Genomic DNA, 20,778 nt, shown 5'->3' with positions numbered 1-20,778 from the left:
GGAGGTCACTGTCACGATGATCGGGTTGCGCGGCCGGGGCTGCGAGTGGTCGGGTGGAGATATGCATCGCGGTGGCGGAGTGGGCGAGGGGACCGACGACCTGGGTCCGGAGCCTGCCCGGGGCAAGCACCGGCGACACGAGCGCCGGGAACACCGGGACCGCGAGGCCGACGGCACCGGCGCGGCGGACGGGTCCCCCGACGCCGACGGGCCCCTGGCGGGGTTGCCCGAGATCAGGAGTGGTGGCCGCATGGGGGTGACCTACCGGTACTTCGGCGCGCCCAACGGAGCGACGGCCGCACGCGTTCCCATCTCGATGCGCCCGGAGGAACTGGGCGGCGACGAGTTGGGCATGGGCGGAATGTTCTCCAAGATCAAGCCGGAGACGATAGCCGCGATGGTCCTGACGGGCATTCAGGGCATGCCCCTGAACAAGGTCCCCCCGCTGGAACTCGTCGTACTGCACCCGGATTACGCGGTGGTCAAGCTCCCCATGACGGTCGTGGACCCACTGCGCGACCTCGGCGAGGAGTCGGTGGGCGCGGCGGCCTTCATCTGGTCGACGGTCCCGGACCGGGGCGGCCCGAGGGACGCGTACAACGTGTACCAACTGCTGCACGAATGGCAGGACTTCAGCCACCGGCTGCATGAGGCGGGGCATCAGCCTTACTGTCTGGTGTGGCCCTGACCTGGGGTTTGGCCTGTGGCGGGCGGGGTCTTCGGGCCTCGCCCTTACCGGCCCGCCCGAGCGTCACGCGGATACACCGGCCGCCCCGCCGTCCTGTGTAACCGTCCTGACGTCAGACCCCGAAGACCTCCTCACGCTGTGCGGTGCCCGCATCCGTGTGATCAAAGTCTGAACCGGGAGTTCCGGCCTCTGCGAGCACAACGGCGGTGGTCAGGCCCGATACGCCCGCCCTACGACGACAACGCGCTCCTCGGCGGCACGCTCTCGACCCTGACGGCCGCCACGGCGCGCGGCGAATCTTTCACCGTACGGGAATGCCCGGGAGCCAATACGGCACTTCGCTCGCGCGCGCATCACAGTCCCCCGGCGGAAACCTGACTTCACGCCAAGTCCCCCTTCCCTGAAGATTTCCCTTCCGTCGCGGGCGATTCGCCGGGGGGAAGCGGGCTGACCTCGGGGTCGGCCGGGGATAGGGAGGGTTGAGGGGCGAGTTCCGTTGATCGTTGGGGTGTTGCGGATGTTGCGTGTGTTGTGGGTGTGATGTGGGGGTGGTGGGGGCGGGGCGTCTACCTGGTTGTTCTGTAGATACCGGTCGGTAGACGCAATGTGGCGCGATCAGGGCCCTCTCGGGCATCGCTCTGTCAGCATCAACGCCAACGAAAAAACGCCAGCACAATTCAGCCGTCCGGAGTGCCGCGGGGGGAGTGGACATGGGGCTGCTTGGCGATGAGACGGCTTTTGCTCGTGCTCTGACCGCTCAGGAGAATGAGAGCGTCACGGCGCTCGGAATCCGCAAGCACTATCCGGCCGATGTTCATTTGCTGACCGCGGGCGACCGGTCCAGTCATGTGGCGATCATTCTGCGGGGCTGGGTGACCGTTTCCGTGGCGACGGACCGGGGTGCGACACGGCTGATACTCGGGCTGCGCGGGCCCGGTGAGCTGCTCGGTGAGATGGCCGCGCTGGACAGTCATCCGCGCAGCGCCACCGTGCAGGCCCTCGGTCCTGTGGAGGCCCTGGTCATTCCCGGGGACGCGTTCCGGCGCTTCCTCGCCCAGCATCCCCGGGTCAGCGGTCTGGTCATACGGCAGCTCACCTTCCGGCTCCGCAGCGCCGACCAGGAGCGCTACTCGCTCGCCTCCCTCACCGTGCTCCAGCGCCTGGCCCGGCGGCTCACCGAACTGTCCCGTGCCGAACCCGCGGGCCCCTATACCCCTCCCCTGCCGCGCACCGCGCCCATGGGCACCGCCGTGCATCTGGCCCAGGACGAGCTGGCCGCCACCGTCGGGGCCACCCGGGAGGCCGTGGCCAAGGCGCTGCGGCTGCTGCGCAGCCAGCGGATCGTACGGACCGGCAACCGGGTGGTCGAGATCCTCGACCCGAAGCTGCTCTCGCTCCTCGCGGACGGCCATGACGGTCATAGCGGCCATGGCGGTCATGGCGGTCATGGCGGTCAGCCGGAGATACCGGAGCAGCAGAGGTAGCAAACAGCCACTCCGGCATGTGTAAACGGCTACAGACAGCCCCCGCCCCACGTCCGACGCTGAGGACGACGGCTCGGCACGGCGAAATCGAACAAGCAAGAAGGAGCACGGGGTGGACCACGACGCGATGGATGTCACCGAAGCGCGCTACGAGTTGGTGATCAACGTCGACGCGCGGCAGTCCGGGGCGTACGACGATGTGGACAGGCCGCAGCTGCGCGCCCGCATCTACCGGGTGCTCGAAACGGCGTTCGCCCACGCCACGGTGGCGCGGAACACCTTCCACATGGAGGACCGCGGCGACGGGGTGCTGCTGTCGGTTCCCTCGCGGATCCCCGTGACCCGGCTCCTCGGTCTGTGGCTGATCGAGGCGCACGAGAAGCTGCGGGAGGAGAACCGCGCGCTGCGCGTACCGCTGGGGCTGCGGATCGGCATGCACGTCGGGCCCGTACGACACGACGACAAAGGCATCAGCGGACGCGCGGTCGACCTCGCCTGCCGGCTGGCCGACTCCGGCACCGCGCGGGAGCTGCTGACGGCCGAGCGGGCCGATCTCGTACTGGTGGTGTCGGAGTCGTTGTACGCGGACGTCGTCAGCGGCGGCGGCAAGTTCATCGAGCCCTCGCGCTACTCGTCGGCCCGGTTGGCGCTCAAGCCGGGCGAGGGGGAGGTCACCGCGTGGTTCCACCTTCCCGGGCGGCCCGCTCCTGAGATTCCCGATGGCCGGAGCGAGCCTGATGGCCGGAACGAGCCGGGCGGCCGGAACGAGCCGGGCCGTCGGACCGGTTCGGGTGAATCGGGGGAATCGGGGGATCCGCAGGACGTTTCGGGGGCTTCCTCCGCTCCCCTCGACGACGACGATTACTACGACAGCGCCCGCTACTCCGTCCAGGGCGACATGTCCCAGCACCACGGCAACGTCTACCACCAGCCCGTACAGATCGGCCGGACCACCGGCGGCACCGATCGCGCGAAGGGCTGAGCGCCATGAGCGACGAAGAGCGAGCCGGCGCCGCTCCCGAACCCGGCGCCATGGACGACCGGGCGGTCGACAGCGGCAAGGGCAACAGCGGCGACGGCAGCGGTGGCAGCAGCGGCAGCGGCAGCAGCAACAACAGCGACGCGGGACCCGCCGACTCGGAGTCGGCCGACGCCGCCGCCGAAGCCGCCGAGCGGGATCAGGAACGGGAGCGCGAACGCGCCCACGCCGCGGGCAGGTTCAGGGAGCACACCCGCGACCCGCTGGCCGAGGACCAGGGCGAGGACGGGTCCACCGATCTCGCCGCCGCCTCACGGGCCCGGCGCTCCACCCGGAAGGTGTACAACACCGGCCGGGACCTGACCACCTTTGACCGCACGCTCATCGGAAACGCCCATATCGGTGACATCAACCTCCGACTGGACGGCCATCGCGCCGGTACGGGGATGCGCACCGGGCCCGTGCCCGAGGACGAGCTGCGCCGGATCCGCCGGATCCATGTGGAGCCGAAGGGGTACGTACAGCTGCGCGACGCGCTCAGCACGCGGCGGTTGCTGGTGCTGGTCGCCGCGCCCGGTACCGGGCGTACCAGCACCGCGCTCTCCCTTCTCGACGAGGTGACCCGTCTCGCGGCGGCCGACGCGGCGAACGCCGCGCCCGACGACGACGCCGCCGACGACGCGGCAACAGCGGACAGCGGCGCGGATCCGCGTCCCCGGGTGTCCCGGGTCAATCCGGTGGACGGCGTACGGAAGTTACGGGCCGAGCTGACCGGCTCCGACCTGCGCGGCGGCACCGGGTCCGGGTATCTGCTGAAGCTCCCGGTCGGCCAGCCGGGGTCGCCGCCGCCCGACACGCTGGACCTGGACGGGCTGGCCGCCGAGCTGGCCGGCTGCCGGGCCTTCGCCGTCATCGTCGTGACGGCCGGAGCGGCGGCGAATCCGCTGCTCGCCGGGCGGTACGGAATGCTCTGCCCGCCCGTACCGACGTCGGAGCTCCTCGCCACCCGGCTGCGTGAGCGGTTGGAGGACCACCTCGCCTCGGGCCGGAGCCACGCCCCGGACGGCACCTCGGACGGCACCCCGGACGACGCCCCCGCCACCGTCGTCGACCTCCTGCGCCGCGCCGAGAAGCTCGCCGAGCGCCAGGACGTCAAGGACGCCGTCGGCCTCGCCGATCTGCGCCCCGCCGAGGCCGAGTTGCTCGCCTCCCTGCTGGCCGGGCATCTCCTGGCGGCCATCAGCGAGGACGAGCTGCTCGCCGGCTGCCGCAGCCTCGCCGCCGGGCAGGCCCGGGAGTGGTTCGCCGGAGTGGACCGCGCGCTCGCCGCGCCGGCCACCTCAGGCCCTGACGACAGCAGCGGCGGCGGCGCACGCCCGCGGGCGGCCACGCTCTTCCATCCGGTGGCGTTCCGTATCGCGCTCGCCGTACTCGGCGGGGCCTCACACAGCGCCGTCGCCTCCGCCGCGCACCTGCTGACCTGGGAGTTGTCCGTACAGAGCGATCCGGACCACACCCCCGCGCGCCCGCTCTTCTGCGACGATCCCGACGCCGACGCGCTGCTCTCGCGGGCCGAGCTGACCGAAGGACGGATCGAGGTGGCCGGCGCCGAGGTGCCCGCCCGGCTGATCCGGTACCGGGGCTCCGCGCTGCCCGCCGTCGTCCTGTCCGAGGTCTGGGACCAGCACTTCCCCGTACGGGCCCCGCTCGTGCGCTGGCTGCGGCTGCTGGCCGACGATCCGCGCCCCCAGGTGTGGATGCGCGCGGCCGTGGCCACCGGGGAGCTGTGCGTACGGGACTTCGACCACGGTTACGCGGAGCTGATCCGGCCGCTCGCCGAGGCGGCCACCCCGCGCCGCCGGATCTACGCCGCCACCACCCTCGACCAGGCGGCCGGCCACGCCACACACCGCAAGGCGGTGCGGAAGCTGGTCGACGACTGGAGCCGGTACGGGACGAAGCCCCTGCGCTGGACGGCCGCGATGGCGCTGGGATACGGGAACGCCGCCGCCTCGACGGACGACACCCTCGCCGCGCTCGCCCGGATCGGGGTCCGCGACAAGGGCGATCAGCTGGCGATCGTCTCACTCAACGTCGTACGGCTGCTGACCCGACCCGACAGCGCGACGGTGCTGCGGGCCATGGCCGGCTGGACCCACCACCGGCAGGAGACCCACCAGGATCTCGGTCTGGTGACCACGGTCCGGTTCGCGACGACCGCGGTGGCCGAGGTGCTGGACGACGAGCCGGGCTCCGCGCTGAGCGAGCGCGCGGACTGGCCGCTGCCGCTCGCCCTGGCGGCCACCCGCCCCGACCTCGTCCCCTCCATCGCCGACCTGCTCTGGACCGCGCTCAACACCCCCCGGTCGCAGGACGTGGCCATGGAGGCGCTGGCGGCACTGCTGCGCTCCGCGGTGCGCCGAGACGGTACGCGGTGGACGCGGCCGGGGCTGGCGGCACTGCTGCCCGCGCTGATGAGCGAGGACCACGACAGGCGGCGGCTGGACTGGCTGCTGCGCCGCATGATGGACGATCCGGACAATCCGCTCCCCGACGCGCAGGCGCGCACCTTGTGGTGGCTCGCCGTCCCGCCCCGGGACCGGACGGGCGAGGAGGACAGAAATGGCTGAGGACCGGTACCGGGCTGCCCGGGTGAACGGCGCCGCCGGGGAGGACGGCGCGGCGGGCGACGGCGACGCCAACGGCCCCGCGCCGGCGGGCCCGTATCTGCGGGACTACGGCCCCGCGGGCCCGGTCAGACCGCCGAGCGCCCGTACGGCACTGGTGCTGTTCTACCGGAACGGCGGCCACAGCGTGGCCACCGTCTCCGGCGTCCAGCACTATGACAAGCGGACGCTGGCCAGGCCGTTCTCCATCTGCGAGATCGCGCTCGGCACCTTCGAGACCACGCTCCAGCTGGAGTTGCCGGCCGCCGGCGGTGCCACGTTCTTCAAGGCCGAGGTGGATATCCACTGGTCCGTGGTCGATCCCCATCTGGCCGCCGTCGCCGTCGTCACCGATGTCGCCAAACGGCTGACCGCGCCCACGCTGGAGCGGCTACGCGAGGTGTCGGCGGACTTCCCGGTGAACCGCGCCGAAGAGGCCAACCGCACCATCACCCAGCACTGCGCCGGTGGCCACTGGAGCGATCTGGGCGGCGAACTCGGGCTGCGCGTACGGCTGTACGTACGCCTCCGGGTGGACGACCGGACGATCCACCACGTGGAGGAGATCCGGGACGCGCACGCGTCGGCCGAGCTGACCCAGGTGCGTCAGCGCCAGATCCTGGCCATGCTCCGGGGCGGGGAGCACTCCCAGCTCAGCTACATGATGGCGACCGACGCGCCGACCAGGGAGTTCCTGGAGAAGCTCCGCCAGGAGGGCAGACAGGACGAGCGGGACCGGGTCGACCGGCTCTTCGCCATGGTCGCCGGCGGTCAGCTCCACTCCAACGACCTGGAGACGCAGGCGCTGGACCTCCTCAACCACGGCCACCGCCAGGTCCGGGGCCAGGGCCAGGGCTCCGGTCAGGGCCGTCCGGCGATCCAGGGGCCCATCGGCTCGCTGCCCGCCCGGCGCGACACCCACCGGAACGACCCTGCCCCCGAAGCGGCGTTCACCCCTGACTGGGTGGCGGACGAACCGCCGTCCCGAACGGGCGCCACCGGCATTACCGACACCACCGACATCGACCACGACGACGACATCCAGGACGCGGTACCGCGGTCGCCACGACGGCGGAGCCGGGACGACGGCTGGTCCTGGGCCGAGGAGGACCAGTGACCGACGACGGGGCCGTCCGTACCTCCCCCGGCACCTCCCCCGACCCGATCGTGCCCGTGCCGGACAGGGGTCGGCACGGACACGACGGGGCGGGGGAGCGCATAGCCGAACGTTTACTGACCACGGTCAGGGAGGACCTCGGCCGGGCCGACACGAAGGCCGGCGTCCTGCTCTCCGCGGCGCTGGCGCTGCCCGCGTTCCTGATCGGGCGGCACGGCGCACCCGAGTGGCACGGTCCCGCCGATCTCACGATGGTCGTCGCGGGGGTGCTCTGGGTGGTCGCGGTGACCGCTCTCGTACGGGCGCTCATGCCGCGTACGGGGACGGTGCGCGACCAGGACGGAGTGACGTTCTTCGCCGATCTGGTGCCGCCCCTCGACCACGCGCGGCTGTCCGCCGAGATCACGGAGGCCGGCCGGGATCCGGTCGCCTGGCTGCTCATACAGGCCGTGGACATCAGCTCCATCCTGTCCGCCAAGTACCGGGCCATCCGCTGGGGAGTGAGCGCGCTGGCCCCCTCGGTGGCGCTGGCGCTGGTCTGGAGCATGACCGCGCTCTGACCCCACCCGTACGCCCGCACGCACCATCCGCAGAACCCACCTGCAAGAAAGCGAAGTTGAGGGGAACACCGTGGAATCAGTCGGCAGTGGACGGAAGACGGGGGGAGACCGGGGCGGCCGGGCCGGCCGGAGACGCCGCCGCCGCGCGCTCGGCATGCCGCGCGTACCGCACGTATTGGGTGTGCCGCGCGTACTGGGTGTGCTGGGCGCCGCGGCGGTGTTCCTCTCCCCGTTGGTGCAGGACGGCGGCCCCCGGCCGGTGCCGGCCGCCGCGTCGGAACCGGCCTTCCCCTCGGTCAACTACGTGGTCGCCGTGGACGAGTCCGCCAGCCTCGCGCCCGAGGACATGAGCGCCGAGAAGTCCGCCGCCGCGCGGATCGCGCTGGGCGATGTCTCCGCCACGTCGAGCGTCACGGTCTTCGGGTTCGCCGCCGCCGAGTCAGACGGCCAGAGCGCGGTGGACCCGGTCTGCCCCCGTACGACCCTGGACGCGGCCGGACGCGAGTCGATCGGCGCGTGCGTCGGCAAGCTGCGCGGCCGGAAGAAGAGCGAGGGCACCGGCACCGACTTCCCGGCCGCGATCCGGCAGGGCGTGCACGAGCTGACCAACGGCACGGACGCGTCCGTACCCCGCGTGCTGTTCCTCCTGACCGACGGCGTGCTGGACGTCACCGACAGCGAGAAGTACGGCGCCGAATCGCACCGCGCCGAGGAGGGCGAACGGCAGCTGGAGCAGGCGCTGAAGGACGCCACCGACGCGCGGGTGCAGATCTGGCCGCTGGGCTTCGGCCCGGCCCCGGACAAGGCGCAGCTCGACCGGATGGCCGCCGGCGGCTACCAGAAGGGCTGTGTCGAGCTGCCCTCCGCCCGCCCCACCTCTCGCAAGGTCTCCGGCGCGAAGGACGTAGGCCCGATGCTGGAGCAGACGTTCGCCGCCGCCCACTGCCTGCGCTACCAGCGCGGTGACAGCAAGCTGCCGCCCGCCACCCTCGAAGTCGCCATCTCACCGCTGGCGACCGTGGGCAGCATCGTCGTCGACAAGGGCGACCCCGAGGTGACCATCACCTACACCGACCCGCTCGGACACCGGGTGCCCGCCTCGGGAACGTACGAGAAGTCACGGTTCGAGCTGGCCGGCGCCGGTGACAACGTGGAGGCGCTGAAGATCGTCGACCCGGTGCCCGGCATCTGGAAGGTGAAGGCCGAGGCCCCCGAGGGACACCGTTCGCTGCCGGTCGGGGTGAGCGTGCTGTGGCAGGGCGAGCTGCGCGGCGCGATCACCATGGACCCGCCGTCGCCGGAGCCCGGCCGTACGACCACGGTCACCATGCGGCTCCAGACCCGCGAGGGGTACGAGATCGCGGACCCGAAGGACTACGCGGGACTGCGCGTACGCGGCGAGCTGACCGGGGAGGGCTTCGCCGCGGTGCCGCTGCGCCTCGCCGACGACGGCAAGGACACCGACCGCGCGGCGGGCGACGGGGAGTTCACCGGTTCCGTACAGATCCCCAAGAGCGCGACCGGGACGCTGAAGGTGAGCGGCACCCTGACCGCCTCGGGGCTGCGCGCCGACACCCGCAGCGAGGGCGGCCGGGTCGCCCCCGCCGTGCCGGCCGTCACCGCCGCGCTCTCGCTGCCCGGCACGGACGTGCACCCGGGCGGCCGGATCACCGGCTCCCTCGCCGTCCACAACACCACCGGCACCCCGCACACCCTGCGGCTGTCCGTCACGGACCTCGCGCCCGGCCTGCTCTCCCTCACCCCGGCCGAGATCGTGGTGAAGCCGGGCGAGTCGGCGCGCCCCGAGGTGACGGTCGAGGTCGCCGGGGCGGGGGCCTTCGGCGGGCGGCTCGACGGGGACGGGCTGCGGCTGGGCGGGATCGCCACCGTCGTCGACAGCACCGACGGCGACCGGGCGCTGGTGCGCTCCTCGCTCTCGGTACGGGTGACACCGGAGCCCGGCCTCTGGGACCGGTACTGGGGGGCGTTCGTGGCCGCCGCGGTCGCCGTCGCGCTGCTCGGCGCGGCGGCCGTGGCCTGGCTGCGGCAGCGCCGTACCCGCCGGGATCCGTTCGGTCTCGTGCTCCAACTGGTCACCGCCGAGGGGGAGATCCTGAGCCCGCACCCGGCGGGGCACGGGACGAAGCAGTGGTACGAGTTCGCCGTCGTCGAGGCACACCGCAGCCCGCGCATCGAGCGGCGCGCCAACGGACCGTACGCGGTACGGCGCAGCCCCGAGGGCGGGGCCGTGCTGCGGACCCGGGGCGGCGGACTGACCAGGCTGCCCGCGCGCGGGCAGGTTCCCCTGGCGGACTGCCCGCTGAGCCTGTCCCTGGGCGAGGACACCAGGGCGGGCAGGCCCGGCAGGAGCGGCCGGGGCGGCCGGCGCGGCAGGAACGCGCGCTCCAGGGCCGGGACCGGGACCGGGGCCGCGCCCTTCCCCGGCCGGGAGGGCGCTACCGGGTCCGGGGCCGGGGCCGGCAGCGGCACCAGCGCCGCCGACGATACGACCGCCACCACCGCGGGCCGGGGCGGCGACAGCGCCTACGACATGTACCGGTGACCGGCCGGGCGGGCCGCCGCGTCACCGGCCCGCCCCCGTACACCGGCCCCCGCACAGGGGACAGGGGACGGGGCACAGCGCCCCCGGACGCACCGAGGACAAGCGGCCGTCGTCGATACGGCCGAAAGCGGGAGGAAACACCATCATGAAACTCTTCCAGCCGATGCTCTTCGTCGGCCTGGGCGGCACCGGCGGCCTGGTCGGCGCCGAACTGGAGCGCAGACTCCGCGGCGAGCTGTGCGGCCCTGACGGCACCGCCCTCGCCGGGCTGAGCGGCCACGCCCCCTACCAGCTGCCCGACTGCCTCCAGTTCGTCTACGCGGACTACAGCGAGTCCGACCTCCAGCGGCTGCCCCTCTACAACGTGCCCGCCGCGCAGCGCGCCGCGTACGCCCGCACCTCCCGCGCCACGCACAACCTGCTGCCGAACTTCGACAGTTCGCCGGAAGTCACCAAGATGCTCCGGGCGAGCCTGCGCGACGAGGTGGCCGGCTGGCTGCCGCCCCGCGTCGACGAGCCCGAGGTCACCCCGCTGCGCGACGGCGCTGGACAACTGCCCACCGTCGGGCGCGCCGCCCTCTTCGCCACCCTGCGGCACAGCCTCGGCCCTGTCCTCGAACCGCTGCTCCAGGCGATCGACGCGATGGCCAAGGCGGGCGGTGAGCTGAGCCGGCTGGGCGGCGGCAAGGTCAACGGCTGCGATGTGTTCGTCGCCTTCTCGGTGGCCGGCGGCACCGGCGCCGGGATCTTCCTCGACTATCTGCATCTGATCAACGAGGCCTTCCGGATCCGCCGCTTCAAGGGCGTGAAGATCTACCCGCTCGTCGTGATGCCGTCCTCCTTCTCCTCGGCCTCCGGCGGCGGCCAGGAGGCCGACCTCAACGCGGCCCGCGCCCTCGTCGACCTCTTCCGGCTGGTGGACGGGCAGAACGCGCCGCGCGAGGGCACCGACCTGGACTCCGACGACCAGCCCGGCATCCGCTACCCCGGCGGCACCCCGCCGATCCGGCTGGACACCGGAATCCTCCCCACCGCCTTCCTGTTCAGCCCGACCGCCGGCATCCGCCAGGACGACCTGCGCCGCTCCATCGTCTCCCTGGTGCTCTCACTGATCGGCACCGAACTGGGCGACGGCCGGGACCGGGGCGGCTCCCGGGGCCGCGCCCAGGGCCGCACGATGGCCTCCGACGACTTCCAGACCTTCGCGGCGAGCTTCATCAACCGGGGCGTCCACCGCAGCGCCCCCTCCCCCACCGGCATCGGCCGCCAGGGCGTCTCCACCAGCCTCGTCGCCTCCATGACCGCCCCGATGGACCAGCTCGCGGACCTGGTGGCCGGCCGGCTGCTGCGCGAGGCGGTCTCCGGACTGGTGGACCGGCCCCGGCCCCCGGCGCGCGGACCGGTGCCGCTGATCCGGCAGCTCTTCGCCGACTCCCACCTCGAAGAGCTGTGGGAGCGCGAGCAGTTGCCCGTACCGGAGCCCGATCCGCTGCCGCGCGGCGGCCGGGCCATCGAGCAGGCGCTCGGCGAGCGCATCGGCGACATGCAGCGGCAGCTCTCCGCCCTCCAGACCCTCGCCGACCGGAAGACCGCCTCGATGGCCGAACGGTTCTCACCGCGCCCCGCCGTCGAGAAACTCCTCCAGACCGCCGACCCCTTCCTCGCGGAACGCGTCGTCAGGGGCATCCCCAACAGCGACGACTCGATCGTCCGCGACGGCTTCCTCGGCATGCTCAACAGCCGGGCCCGTACCCCGCAGCGCCCGCCCGGGGTGACCGGGCAGCCGCCCAAGGTCCCCAGGATCAAGGGCCGGCTGGCCGGCGTCTCACCGGCCCGCTGGGGCGACGACGACGTCCAGGCGGCCCTCCAGGAACAGGACGCCTGGTACCAGTGGCGCAGCAGGACCGTATGGCACGACGCGTGGCGGGAGCAGCAGCGGCGCTGGCAACCCCAGGCCGACGCCGCCGGCGCCGACCTCGCCCGCCTGCTGAACGCCTTCCACAAACACGCGGAGCTGGAGAAGAAGGTGTCCGCGCAGAAGGGCCTCGAACTGTACGAGGACCGCACCGGCATCTCGTACCTCCTCCCGCCGCAGCGCACCCTCAACTACTTCTACGAGGACCTCGTCGCCCGGCTCATCCGCCGCGAGAACCTCGGCGAGGGCGACGACGAGGCCGCCCTCCTGCTCAAGCTGGTCGACGGGGACACCTGGCGCGCGGTCCACGGCCTCAGCCGGCGCAGCCCCGACAGCGCGGTCGCGACCGTCAAGGCGCGGCTGGAGGCCCGCGTCACCCGGCTGTTCACCGAGAGCGGCGAGCATCTGGAGGAGCGTCCGCTGCTGCCGTCCATGGGCACCCTGCTGGCCGCCGCCGCGGGCGACGCGGAGGCCACCGACCAGGTCAGCCGGGAGGCACTCGACCTCTTCAGCCGCAAACTCGCCGGGCTGCTGCCGGTCGGCTTCACCCCGGAGGGCACCGGACTGCTGCGCATCCTCGTCACCTACCCGCGCGTGCAGGGCGTCGACGAGGTCGAGGAGTACCTCGGCAAGACGCTGGGGCTCCCCGCCGACGGCAAGAACTCCGTGGAGTACCGGCCGGTGGAGAGCGACTCCATCACCGTGGTCCTCTTCCGCAGCGAGATGAGCCTCACCCAGGTGCCCGAGGCCCGCAAGGTGCTGCGCCAGTGGGCCAGGGCGAAGGACTCCGAGCAGGCCCAGGACGTCCTGCGGTGGCGGCAGCGGCTCGGCTACAAGGACGACTGGATGGTGAGCGGCGAGGACGACCGCCGCGCCATCCTGCACCGGCTGCTGTGCTGCCTGTGGAACGGCCAGGTGGAGGTGCTCGACGGCGACCCCGCGTCACCGGCCCGGGTGCGGCTGCGGCTCTTCGTCGAGGAGGGCAGCCATGTGCCGGGCGTACGGCTGCGGTTGGGGGACTCCCGGAGCGGGGCGGCGACGAGTGGCGGGGCGGCGAGTGGTGGGGCATCGGGCGGCGGGGCGGCGGGCGGCGGCCTGTCGAGCTGGGCCGAGCTGCTGCGTTCGTACGAGCGCTGGACCGTCCTCGACGACGAACGGACCGTCGAGGACTACTGCCGCGGGCTGATGGACACCCAGCCGCTCGATCTCACCAGGGACGGGAGGATGCCGCATCCGCTCTTCGTCGAACTGGTCGAGAAGATCGCCCCGCGCCAGATCCGTCTCCTGGAGGACCGCAGGAAGAACGGCGGCGAGCGCGCCGAGGGATGGGTACGGCCCCGGTGGGAGTTCTGGGCGGAGACCCTGCCGGCCGCGCTCCACACGGAGTTCGGCGACAAGGGCGCGATCCAGCCGACGCTGCTCACCCTGCTGGAGCACGTACGCGGGGGAACACCGAAGCCGCCGCGCCCGCTCGACGAGGTGCCGGAGCCGCGGCGCCCCGTGGCCGAGGACGACGACTGGGGTACGGAGCCGCTGGTGCCGGTGGGCACCGGGGCCGGGGAGCGACCCGCCGGGGGCAGCGACCGGAACGGTGCGAAACGGAACGGTACGGAGCGCCCGGCGGCGCCGTGGGACGACGACCCGGGAGACGGCCGCCCGTACGACGCCCCCGGCGCCGCCTCCGACGCCCCCGCCCGGGACCGCACGGCCGACCGGGACCGCACGGCCGATCGGGACCGCGCCACCGACCGGCACAATCCCTGGGACGGAGACACGCAGTGATCACCCCCGAGGAGACCGACACCGTCGTCCATCTGGACCTGCGCTTCGGGGCGGCGGAGCTGGCCACCGCCCCCGCCCTGCGCGACCGGGTCGCCCGGCAGCTCGGCCTGGCCGGTCTGCCTGAGCCCGACCACCCGCTGTTCCTGGTGGTCGACACCCCGGCCGGGCTGACCGACCACCAGCGCCAGTACGAACTCCTCGCCGCCTACCGGGCCGTGGGGGAGATCAGGATCCTGGTCCTGCTGGTGGGCAGCTCGCCCGGCTCGTACGCGGGCGAGGACGAGGCGTTCCAGCCGGACCGGCGGCTGGTGCGCCCCGCGACGCTGCGCGCCTCAGGCACCGCCCTGCTCTGGGCGGGCGATCTGCGCTCGGCGCGTACGGCGCTGGAACGGCCCGCGCCCGACGACCCGGCGGCACTGGCGGTGCTGGTGGACCTGCTGTCGGTCCCCGATGTCTTCCGGAAGGTGCTCGACACGCTCGGGTCGCTGCCCGAGTCGGTCGCCGCGCCCGGGGTGCGGCTGCTGGAGCAGGATCTGCCGCCGGAGGTACGCGACCGGGCCTGGCGCGACGCGCTCACCCGCTTCGCGGGCGAGGACACCGAGCTGGTGCCCGAACTGCCGGAAGCCCTCTGGTCCGGCGCCGAACTCCCTTCCGCACTAAGGGCGTTGACGGCGGGCCGGGGCGGTCGCGACCAGTCGCACCGGGAGCCCGGCGGCGTGGCGGACGGCGCGTACCACGCGTGCGCGACGGCCCTCGCGGACGCCGACGACGCGCTGGCCGAACTACAGGCGCTCCCCGGGCTGTTGAGTACGGGCCGCGCGCTCGCGTTCGACGCGGATCTCGCCGAGGCCCGGCGGGCGCTCGACGAGTACCGGGAGCTGGTCGGTACGGCGCTGCGCGGCGGCGCCGGCTCCGGCACGCCGCCGTCCGCCGCCGAGTCGGCGGCCCGGCTCGCGGCGCTCGGACTGCGGGTGCCGTCGGCGGAGGGCGTGGGCGAGCGGATCGGGGAGGGCCTGCGGGACTTCGCCAAGCGGCTGCTGGAACAGGGGCTGCCCCTGCGGGCGGTGGCCCTGCGCTTCACCGGGCTGGCCGGACGGGTGGAGCCGGTGCCGGGCTCGGCGCTGGTGCCGAAGCTGGACGCGCACGCGGCGGACGCGGGGGGCTCTGGGGACTTGAGGGACTCGTACCCCGGGCCGATGGCGTGGGCGTCGGCGGCCGTCGCCGTCGCCGCGCTGCTCGGCGGGTTGTGGCGGGGGGTCTTCCTGCCGCTGGCGGCCGTCGTACCACTGCTGTTCATCGGGCTGCTGGTCCTCGGCACGGCCCGGCTGCCCCGCACGGGAGGCGTTCCCGGCGCCCTCGCTCCGCGGTTCGCGGCAGCGGGCGGGGCCGTGGCCGGGGTGGTGCTGGCGTATCTCACCGAACCCCCGCTCTGGCTGGGCACCATCGGGCTGCTGCTGGGCGTCGGCCTCGCGGTGGAGACGGCGCGCCGGCTGTGGCGGGAGACCGCCGGGATGTGGGCGGCCGGCCGGGGCAAGGCCGCGCTGCACGGGGCGCTGAGCGGGCTGGACGATCTGCTGGCCGAGGCGGTACGGGAACACTGGGCCGCCGAGGAGCGCCTGTACTGCGCCGACGCGGCCCGCTCCGTCGCCGGCATGCTGCGGGCGACGGCGGCGGCGGCCGACGCCGAGGCGGTACCCGAAACGGCGACGGCATCGGTAGCGGCACCGGCTTCGGCCTCGGCCTCGGCCTCCGTGACGGCACCCACGGCCGCCGACGCGGCGGACACCCAGCCGTTCGACGCGGACGACTGGCTGGCCGGGGCATCGGCCCTGGAGCTGGACGCCTTCGCCTCGTACGGATCCGGGTCCGGGTCCGGGTCCGGGTCCGGCGGGGAGTACGGGAACGGGGCCGACGACTGGGCAAGCGCGTACGGGCGCCAGGACGCGCCCGGGACCGTACACGGGGACGCACCCGAGCCGGCGCCAACATCGGCGGCCACCGCGTCCGCCAACGCCCCCCGCTGGCTGGAGCGCGAGAGCGGCGAGGGCGGCCCTGAGCTGGTCGCCACCCTGGCCCGTGATCTGACGGACGCCGCCATGGTCGCGATGAAGCCCTACTGGGGTGCCGTCGAACGCGGCCAGGCCGGCGCCCACGCCCTGCGGCGCACCGAGGAGCGGGTCCACGACCTGCTGTCGGCGGCGCGCAGGCACCTCCGGCGCAACGGGGTGCTCGCGCCGCCGCCGTTCACCGCCGCCGATCGCACCCGTACCTCCTCCGCGAACCTGCTGGGCACCGACCCGCACCGGCCGGCCGAACTGGTCGGCGCCGACGCCGACCGGCAGGCCGTGGTGCAACTCTCCTCGCCCGACCAGGGCGCCCTGCTCAGCCGCGACCCGGCGGCGGCGGTGTGGATCCGGTTCGCACCGGAGGCCGTACGGGCGGAGGTCGAGAAGGCGTGGCAGGCGAGCGGTTCCGTCCCGCCCGAGGAAGCGCTGTGGACGTCGTCGGGGCGGTACGCCGGGCTGATCCGGCTCACACCGCTGCGGATGGGCGTGGTGAACACCGTACGGTCGCGCCGAAGCGCCGAGCCGGACCGGACGGACGCGAACGAGACCTACGCGAACGAGACCTACGCCACGTACTACCCGCACGAACCCCATCACGCTCAGGGACCGAACGCACAGCGGCCCGACGCGTCCCCCACGCGAAACGACGGTGACCGGTGGTGAGCGACATCTCGTACTCCGCGCCCCACTCCACACCGCACGCCGCGCCGGTGACACCGGGCCCGCAGCGCACCACGCTCGCCTTCACGCTCCCCTCGGGGCGCCGCCGTACCGCTCCCGCCCGCCTCGGCCGCGAGTCGCGCCGCGATCCGCTGCTGCCGCAGCGGGCCCGTAACGCGCTGCTCGACGACGAGGGGCAGCAGTGCGTCCAGGTGCGCCTGACCGCCGCAGACGCGGCCAACCCCGCCGCGCGCGCCCTGCTCGACGTCGAGGCGGGCACCGCCCTGCGGCTGCACCGGATCCTCGACTCCACCGCGTACGCGCCGCTCTTCCCCCGGGTCATCGGCCATGACCTGGACAGCGCCGAGCCGTTCCTGCTGTACGAGGCACCGCGCGGCACCGCCGCCGCCCTGACGCATGTGATGGGCGCCGCCGACCAGCGGATCCTCGCCCGCGATCTGCTGCTGGCGCTCTGCCTGCTGGCCGGCCAGGGCCTGGTGCCGCGCGACATCACGCCCGCCTCCGTACGGTGGGACGGCACCTCCCTCCAGCTCTGGGGGCTGGAGGGCATCGCCCGCGCCGGCCGGCCGAGGACCCCGTGGGGCCGGGCGCCGTACTGCTCGCCGGAACAGCGCCGGGGCGAGGGGCTCGTGGACTCCAGGGACGCCGTGTGGAGCGCGGCCCAGGTGCTCTACCAACTGGCCACCGGACGGCCCGGCGCCACCGACCGGGCGCCCGCCGATCTCGACCAGCACCGGATGCTCGCCGAGACGCTGCGCGGCGCCTTCGCCCCGCTGGCCGTGGACCGGCCGACCCCCGACCGGCTGCTCGACCTGCTGGCCCCGGACGCGGCCCGGCGCATCAAGCTGACGGTGCCCGCCGACGACACGCGCCCGCACCGGGAGGCGTTCGCGCAGGCGCTGCGGCTGAAGGCACAGGACCGGGATGCGTCGGAGGCACTGCGGCAGGAGCCGGTACCAGGGACCGAGAACGAGAACGAGAACGAGACCGAGACCGAGACCGAGAACGCCGCCGGGGACGCCGGCGCGGTGCTGTGCCCGTACTGCCTGGAGACCATCCGCCTCGACCTCTCCGCCCTGTTCGTCACCGACAGCAGAATGCAGTACCAGCCACTCGACCTCGCGGCCATCGGCAACCCGCTGCGCCGCCGGGACGTCATGCGCGGCGCCGTCCAGAAGTGCGCGGCGGACCCGGGCTTCCCCGAGCACTTCATCCCCGTGCCGTATCTGATGTACGGCCGGCCGCTGACCGTGGCGATGGTCGGCCAGTCCTCCACCGGCAAGAGCCATCTGCTGACGCAGATGATCGCCGAGATCACGGACGGCGGCCTGGAGCCGTACGGCCTGACCTGGCAGTCCGTCAATCCCGAGCAGCACGCCCGGTTCGTACGGGACCGGGTGCAGCCCCTGCGCAGCGGCCGGGTGCTCGACCACACCGGCGGGCTGGGCCTTGACGGCTTCGCGCGCTTCGTGGAGTCGCTGCTGATCACCGACGCCCGTGGGCGGGTGCGGCCGGTCGCCTTCTTCGACCTCGGCGGCGAGGATCTCGTACGGACGGACGCGGCGCTCCGCTTTCTGCTGGGCGTCGACGCCCTGGTCTTCGTCGTCGACCCGGCGCTCGCGCTCCCGCTGCCGGAGCTGGACCGGGCCAGGGAGCGCTGGGGACTCGATGTGAACCGCGACGGCGACCTGGCGTTCGGCACCGTACTCGACCGGCTGCCGAAGAACGGCCCGTATCTGGATGTCGCGGCGGCGGTGGTGCTCGCCAAGGCGGACCTGCTGCGGTTCCGGCCGCCGGTCGACCGGTGGCTGAGCGAGCCACCGCCCCCGGCCGGCGCACTCGACCCGGCGCTGCTGCGCGAGGAGAGCCAGGACGTGTACGGGCTGCTGCGCCACCACGCCGGGCAGGCATGGCTGCGCCCCTTCGACGCGATCCGCCGCTGCACCCTGCATGTGGCGTCGGCGACCGGCGGCCAGGAGGACGGGGGCCGCTACCCGGCGGGGGCACGGCCCCGCCGGGTGCTCGAACCGCTGCTGTCGCTGCTGGCGATGCGCGGGGTGATCGAGGTGCACGGCGGCGCGGAGTCGTTCGCCATGGAGCCGGACCCGGAGCCGGGGCCGGCGATCGAGGCGCTGCCGACGACGGGGGCGGGCGGCGGGTTCGGTGGATCGGCGGAAGGAAAAACGAGATGACCGACTTCCAGGACGGCGTGACGGGCGGCGGAACGTACGGCCTAACGGGTGGCCGGCCGGACCGGGGCGGTGGAGCACCGGCCGCCGGTACGCACGCGGACGACGGCGTGGTGCACCAGGTGGTCTTCCGGTGGGACGGCAACCACGGCCGCCAGAGCACCGGCATGACGGCCGTCTCCCACTCCTGCTCGGCCGAGCGCGCCGAGGAACTGGGCCGGGAGCTGGGCCCGTTGCTCTGGGTGTCCGGTACGGAGGGCCCGCGCCGGCCGAGCTTCGTCCGTACCCTCACGCGCGACGGCGCCGTCATGCTCGCCCAGCGCTGGCCCACCACCGACCGGGGCGGCAGGCCAAGCACGGTCAGCAATGTGCTGATCGGCACCCGGGACACACTGAAGACCCGGCTGTGCCTCGGGCTCGCCCACGGCGGCTGGGGATACCAGGAAAAGGCAGAGGAGGCGGTGGGAGAGCAACGGCCGGTGACCGTGGCGGAGTTGGAGGAGACAGCCCGCAAGCGGCTGCCCGCGATGCTGAATCTGCTGCCGGCCGTCAGAAACACACTGATCCTGGTCACGGCCGAATGGCTGCGCGATCCGACCCAGCGGATCTCGCTGCTGACGGACGAGGTACGGCTGCCCGACCGACGCGACCGACCCGACCGACCGAACCGACCGAACCGACCGGACCGACTGGACCGACCGGACCGGCCCGACCAGGACGCGGCGCCGCTGGTGTATCTCGGCCTGTTCCTGCTCTTCGGCTCGTGGCTGGGCCGGGAGTGGACGTTCGCCACGTACGACACCGTCGACACGCACCCCCTGCGGCTGATGTGCGTACCGCGCTGGGAACCGGACGCGGGCGAGTCGGGGCCGCTGGCCCGGGTCATCGGCCGGATGTCCGCCCCGCCGCAGTACGAGCATGTGGCGGCGGCCCGGCTGGTGGACCACGTACTCGCGGACCCGACGGCGAAGGCCGGAGTGCCCTACCTGGTCGAGGAGTTGCCGAACGGGGCGGCGATGGACTGGACGCGCCGGCGCGAGGCGCTGATGCGGATCCTGCCGACGGGCCGCAGGCAGGTGGCGCCACCGCAGCCGCAGCCGCAGCCGCAGCCGCAGCCGCTGATGACGCCACCGCCGCCCGTACCCGCGCCCGTACCCGTACCCGCGCCCTATCCCGCGCCGGCCCCGCACGAGGACCGGGAACTCCACGAGGACCTGCGCGGGTACCGACGTACGAACACCACGCAGGACGACTGGATGGCGGAGCGGCTGCGCGAACTGCCCGATCAGCGGCTCGCGGACGAACTCTGCTCCCGCGACCTGTCGGCGGACGCCGTGGAGCTGGTCCTGCGCGAACTGGCCGCCCCCGACCGCCGCCGGGTGCGCCAGGCCGACGTACGGCACAAGCTCTGCGCCGAAGTGCTCCGTAACGACCTGTACCTGACCCTGAACGGCCAGAACGGCCAGAACGGCCCGAGCAGCCCGAGCAGCGGGCTCCGATCCCGCCCGGACGCGACCCGGCGCGCGGCGGAGCTCTTCACCTGGGCGGTCGCCCCGCTGGCCAGGGACGAACGCTATGTGCGGGATCTCGGGGAGCTGCTGCACCGGATGGCACGGGACCGCCGCCCCGCGGCGGCCGACTGGCTCCAGCAGAGCATCATTCAGCCGGTCGGCGGCGTGGCTCCGGATCTTCCGCCGGTGCTGTGGCAGCAGATTCTGCGCGATGTGATCAGCCGGAACACACCGCCGACAACACCGACCACCACAACCACACCGACGACCACACCGACAACCACAATGTCGGCGCCACGCCCCCTGCCCCACGTCCCCCCGGCCAACGTCCCTCCGGCCAACGCCCGCCCGGCCGACGTCCGTCCGGCCCCGCCACCACCACCGACCCTCGTGGAGCGGCTCTCCGACCTCGCCAACAGTCCGGGGTGCGTGGTCGGGGTGGCGGGTGGCCTCATCCTCGTCTTCATCACGACCGCGCTGCTGTTGCTCTGAGCACAATGCCGCCCGCCCAAGGGCTCCGTCGAGCCCCGGAACTCCGGCGTACGCCCGTACACCCGTACACCCGTACACCCGTACG

Annotated in this window: 11 protein-coding genes; all 11 read left to right on the top strand. The window is 73.4% G+C overall.

The window, feature by feature from the left end:
* The first annotated feature begins 61 nt into the window (after window positions 1–61).
* Complete coding sequence (locus AB0389_RS02830) at window positions 62–688, top strand: hypothetical protein (protein WP_366393526.1); 627 nt, start codon at window positions 62–64, stop codon at window positions 686–688.
* Window positions 689–1,398: 710 nt separating this feature from the next.
* The gene (locus AB0389_RS02825; RefSeq protein ID WP_366393525.1) at window positions 1,399–2,172 is read left to right on the top strand and encodes a Crp/Fnr family transcriptional regulator; all 774 of its coding nucleotides are present in this window, start codon (window positions 1,399–1,401) and stop codon (window positions 2,170–2,172) included.
* A 112-nt stretch (window positions 2,173–2,284) separates the two neighbouring features.
* The gene (locus tag AB0389_RS02820) at window positions 2,285–3,154 is read left to right on the top strand and encodes a hypothetical protein (protein WP_366393524.1); all 870 of its coding nucleotides are present in this window, start codon (window positions 2,285–2,287) and stop codon (window positions 3,152–3,154) included.
* Window positions 3,155–3,159: 5 nt separating this feature from the next.
* Window positions 3,160–5,781, top strand: coding sequence for a hypothetical protein (locus AB0389_RS02815; protein ID WP_366393523.1), 2,622 nt, complete (start codon window positions 3,160–3,162; stop codon window positions 5,779–5,781).
* The gene (locus AB0389_RS02810; protein WP_366393522.1) at window positions 5,774–6,934 is read left to right on the top strand and encodes a hypothetical protein; all 1,161 of its coding nucleotides are present in this window, start codon (window positions 5,774–5,776) and stop codon (window positions 6,932–6,934) included. Before AB0389_RS02815 ends, AB0389_RS02810 begins: the two co-directional genes overlap by 8 nt.
* On the top strand, window positions 6,931–7,494 hold the full coding sequence (locus AB0389_RS02805) for a Pycsar system effector family protein (RefSeq protein ID WP_366393521.1): 564 nt from the start codon (window positions 6,931–6,933) through the stop codon (window positions 7,492–7,494). Before AB0389_RS02810 ends, AB0389_RS02805 begins: the two co-directional genes overlap by 4 nt.
* Window positions 7,495–7,675: 181 nt before the next feature.
* Window positions 7,676–10,057: a choice-of-anchor X domain-containing protein gene (locus tag AB0389_RS02800; RefSeq protein WP_366393520.1), complete on the top strand. Its 2,382-nt coding sequence runs from the start codon at window positions 7,676–7,678 to the stop codon at window positions 10,055–10,057.
* 145 nt (window positions 10,058–10,202) lie between these two features.
* Complete coding sequence (locus AB0389_RS02795; protein ID WP_366393519.1) at window positions 10,203–13,754, top strand: tubulin-like doman-containing protein; 3,552 nt, start codon at window positions 10,203–10,205, stop codon at window positions 13,752–13,754.
* Window positions 13,751–16,483, top strand: coding sequence for a hypothetical protein (locus tag AB0389_RS02790; protein ID WP_366393518.1), 2,733 nt, complete (start codon window positions 13,751–13,753; stop codon window positions 16,481–16,483). The genes AB0389_RS02795 and AB0389_RS02790 overlap by 4 nt, the downstream gene beginning before the upstream one ends.
* A complete protein-coding gene (locus tag AB0389_RS02785) occupies window positions 16,480–18,693 on the top strand; it encodes a hypothetical protein (protein WP_366393517.1) in 2,214 nt (737 codons plus the stop codon). Before AB0389_RS02790 ends, AB0389_RS02785 begins: the two co-directional genes overlap by 4 nt.
* The gene (locus AB0389_RS02780) at window positions 18,690–20,693 is read left to right on the top strand and encodes a hypothetical protein (RefSeq protein ID WP_366393516.1); all 2,004 of its coding nucleotides are present in this window, start codon (window positions 18,690–18,692) and stop codon (window positions 20,691–20,693) included. Before AB0389_RS02785 ends, AB0389_RS02780 begins: the two co-directional genes overlap by 4 nt.
* The last annotated feature ends 85 nt before the right edge of the window (window positions 20,694–20,778 follow it).

This window comes from Streptomyces sp. NPDC093109, assembly GCF_040701725.1.
In the GTDB taxonomy this organism is placed as follows: domain Bacteria; phylum Actinomycetota; class Actinomycetes; order Streptomycetales; family Streptomycetaceae; genus Streptomyces.
The sequence above is the reverse complement of the archived record's forward strand: the minus strand, read 5'-3'. Positions and strand labels throughout refer to the sequence as shown.